Origin of the sequence: Nostoc sp. FACHB-133 (assembly GCF_014698055.1) — a bacterium.
Taxonomy (GTDB): Bacteria; Cyanobacteriota; Cyanobacteriia; order Cyanobacteriales; family Nostocaceae; genus Nostoc.
The window spans coordinates 1-3569 of sequence record NZ_JACJSH010000150.1; the positions used below are offsets into that span (position 1 = coordinate 1).

Here is a 3569-nt window from a genome sequence, read left to right on the forward strand (position 1 = left end):
ATACCCTTAAACGGCTGCCCATATACCTGTTACCGTGGTAGATACATTATGTGTATTTACTTATCTTTACACAATTTGGTTTTTTCACCCTGTCCTACTTATTACTTAAAGAAATTCACCATCGGGTGAAGAATAATTTAGGAATTGTCAGCAGTTTGCTGCAAATGCAGTGCAGACGGACACAAGATCCTGTCGTGACAGCTATTTTGCGCGATAGCCAAAACCGCATTGCCTCCATTGCCCTAGTTCATGAAAAACTGTACCGATCTGAAGACCTCGCTGATATTGATTTCGCTCAATACATCCCAGATTTAACAACTCATTTATTTGATTCTTATAACGTCAATTCCAGGCAGATTCACTTGAATATTCAAGTTGATAATGCTAGCCTTGACATCGAAACTGCCATTCCTTGTGGCTTGATTATCAACGAACTGGTTTCTAATGCTTTGAAATATGCCTTTGTTGGTAATATTAGGGGTGAAATTGAGGTTAAGTTTTATCAAGAATCCGAGTCTATTTTAACACTCATTATTCGAGATAATGGCATTGGTTTACCTGAAAATTTTGATAGTAAGAAAGCTAAAACACTGGGCATAACCCTTGTTCAGGGCTTAGTCAAACAGTTAAGAGGAAAACTCGAAATTGAATCTCATCAGGGAACACAGTTCAAAATTACTTTTACAAACAGCCGGATATAAAAATGATTGGCATCCCATCAAACACATATAAAAAGGAGACAGTTCGAATCCTTGTTGTTGAAGATGAATATATTCTTGCCATCAACTTACAAGAAAATTTAGAGTCTCTGGGATATACTGTTTTAGGTATCGCCGATTCAGCAGAAGAGGCAATTGAAAAAGCAACTGGATCACGCCCAAACTTGATTTTAATGGATATCAGGTTACGCGGCGAAATGGACGGGATTCAGGCATCTGAGCAAATTTGGCGTAATTTGCAAATTCCTGTTATCTACCTTACAGGTCATTCGGATAGAAGTACTGTGGAGCGGGCAACACTGACATCCCCCTTTGGGTATATTCTCAAACCCATCAAGGAACAAGAACTTTACGTTGCCATTCAAACAGCACTCAATCGCTACGATCGCGAGCAATTTTTGAGTTCTGTCCTTAGAGGAATGGGGGACGGTGTGATTGTAGTTGATCCTGAGTTGCGTGTAAAGTACCTAAATCAGGCAGGTGAAGCATTAACAGGGTGGCGATGGAATGAAGCCAAGGGACGGATGTTAACAGAGGTGTTCCGACTCATTGACGAACAAACTCAGATCCCTGTCCAAAATCCAATTATCACAGCCCTCCAACAAGAAACTACTATCTATCTAGGCAGTCAAATTTTACTAATTACTAGAGAGGGGACAACTATACCAGTCGCTGATAGTGCTACTCCCCTCAGAGACAACAGTGGCATCATTACAGGAGCAGTATTAGTTTTTCGAGATGACACACAACGACGGCTCACCGAAGAACGCAATCTCGCAACCGAACGTGCCCAACAACTAGAAATTCAAGTGGCAGAACTCCAACGCCTGAATAAGTTGAAAGAGGATTTTCTCGCAACCACTTCTCATGAAATGCGAACGCCCTTGTCAAACATCAAAATGGCAATCTCCGCCCTAGAAAATATTCTTGAGCGGCAGGGCAGCTTAAATTCAAGCACACTTTCTCCATCGGAATCTGTAGCCCGCTACTTAACTATCCTGCATGAGCAGTGCGAACAAGAGCTGAATCTAGTAGACAATTTGCTGCATATCCGAATGATTGATGCAGATGTCTATCCATTGGAATTAACTTCAATTCAACTTCAACATTGGCTGCCTCACGTCGCCGAGTATTTTGAAGAAAGTGCGAAAGCTAAAGAACAGACTTTGGAAGTTAGTATTGTGCCAAATTTACCACCTTTAGTTTCAGACTTGGCTAGCCTGACCGAAATTGTCTCAGAATTACTCAACAATGCTTGTAAATATACTCCGCCTGAAGGACAGATCACAATAGATGTTCGGATAATTGACACCACAAAAAGTCTTATAAATGAGGATGCTGAATCTGATCTATTAGATAACTCTCAAGTCCCCTACTTTCAAATTACAATTAGTAATTCTGGAGTAATAATCCCCACAACAGAACAATCTCGCATCTTTGAGCCATTTTACCGAATTCCTCAGAGCGATCGCTGGCAACATGGCGGCACAGGATTAGGTTTAGCATTAGTGAAGAAGTTAGTAGAATATCTCCAAGGCAAAATTGAAGTTACTAGTTCTCATGGCTGGGCAACGTTCATAGTTCAACTGCCGTTAAGCCTATGACTAAAGAGGCAGGGGGCGGGGAGGGTGGGAAGTGTGGGAAGTGTGGGAGGTGTGGGGAGGGTGGGAAGTGTGGGGAGGGTGGGAAGATGAAGAATGGAACGGTCGAAATTAAAGAAGATGGAAGAAAAAGGGAAGAAGTATTTTAGAACTCATGAGGATTTAGCCATTTATCAATTAGCATTTGAAACAGCAATGCAAATTTTTGAATATTCTAAAAAGTTCCCAGTTGAAGAAAAATATTCATTAACTGACCAAATTCGTCGCTCCGACACTCGAAAACTCGCTACCGCTTCGCTATCTCGCTCTGTCTGTGCAAATATGGCAGAGGCTTGGAGAAAACGTCGATATAAAGCCGCTTTTGTCGCTAAACTTAATGATTGTGAGGCGGAAGCAGCAGAAACTCAAGTTTGGTTAAAGTTTGCTGTGAAATGTCAATATCTTACGGTCGAACAAGGAAGAGAACTCTACGCTCCTTACAATCAAGTCCTTAGTGGGTTAGTCAAGATGATTACACATCAAGATGATTGGTTACTTGACTAAATTTCCACACCTCCCACACCTCCCACACTCCCCACCCTATGAGTGAGAAATTCGGGTTATCCTCTTCATTGACGAGTTTACTGTTGGCTAATGCTCAGGTTGCTCAATGGGAATTTCAATTGCAAACTCTGCTCCTTGCCCAACAGAAGAAGTGCAGGTAATATTTCCTCGGTGTTTTTGGACGATAATCTGATAGCTAATAGATAATCCTAGCCCACTACCTTTGCCCACAGGTTTTGTGGTAAAAAATGGGTCAAATAAACGCGATCGCACCGCCTCTTCTATACCAGGGCCATTATCTGCGATCGCAATTTTGATCGTATTTAAGTCTGTCACCTCTGTGTGAATCCTAATTTGGGGGGTAGGGAAGAGCCACTGCGGGTTTGAGGTTTCTCCGAGTGCAGGAACTGGTGTGTCTCCCCAATTAGAGCGACTCCCGTCAAGTGGCATTTGAGAATAACGATTAAAAGATTGATTCCCCGCTCCCCACTCTCCATTACCCCTTATTCCCAGGGGCCCCACCTTCCCCATTCCCTCTTCTATTGCATCAATAGCATTATTCAATAAATGCATAAATACTTGGTTTAGTTCACTCGCATAGCAAGGGGAGCAATGCGGTTTTGTCAGATCCAGTAAAAAACAAGCGATCGCAAAAATAAAATCTAAGTAAGAAGTAACTTTATTTACTAAATATGTGCTGGTAGCC

The 3569-nt window shown here is 41.9% G+C and carries 4 protein-coding genes; 3 read left to right on the forward strand and 1 reads right to left on the reverse strand.

Going from position 1 to position 3569, the window contains the following annotated elements:
- Nucleotides 1-50 precede the first annotated feature (50 nt).
- From H6G86_RS37910 to H6G86_RS37920, 3 genes are all read left to right on the forward strand, one after another.
- Nucleotides 51-701: a sensor histidine kinase gene (locus H6G86_RS37910; protein WP_313931632.1), complete on the forward strand. Its 651-nt coding sequence runs from the start codon at nucleotides 51-53 to the stop codon at nucleotides 699-701.
- Between the two features lie 2 nt (nucleotides 702-703).
- Nucleotides 704-2323: a hybrid sensor histidine kinase/response regulator gene (locus tag H6G86_RS37915; protein WP_190938696.1), complete on the forward strand. Its 1620-nt coding sequence runs from the start codon at nucleotides 704-706 to the stop codon at nucleotides 2321-2323.
- Between the two features lie 93 nt (nucleotides 2324-2416).
- Nucleotides 2417-2863, forward strand: coding sequence for a four helix bundle protein (locus tag H6G86_RS37920; RefSeq protein ID WP_242065188.1), 447 nt, complete (start codon nucleotides 2417-2419; stop codon nucleotides 2861-2863).
- 87 nt (nucleotides 2864-2950) lie between these two features.
- Here H6G86_RS37920 and H6G86_RS37925 read toward each other — a convergent pair.
- On the reverse strand, nucleotides 2951-3569 hold a 619-nt coding region (locus tag H6G86_RS37925; RefSeq protein ID WP_242065189.1), incomplete at its 5' end, for a sensor histidine kinase.

Bases quoted from the DNA above. Each gene is read 5' to 3' on its own strand.
- H6G86_RS37915 (WP_190938696.1), top strand. From the start codon at position 704: ATGATTGGCATCCCATCAAACACATATAAAAAGGAGACAGTTCGAATC.
- H6G86_RS37920 (WP_242065188.1), top strand. From the start codon at position 2,417: ATGGAACGGTCGAAATTAAAGAAGATGGAAGAAAAAGGGAAGAAGTAT.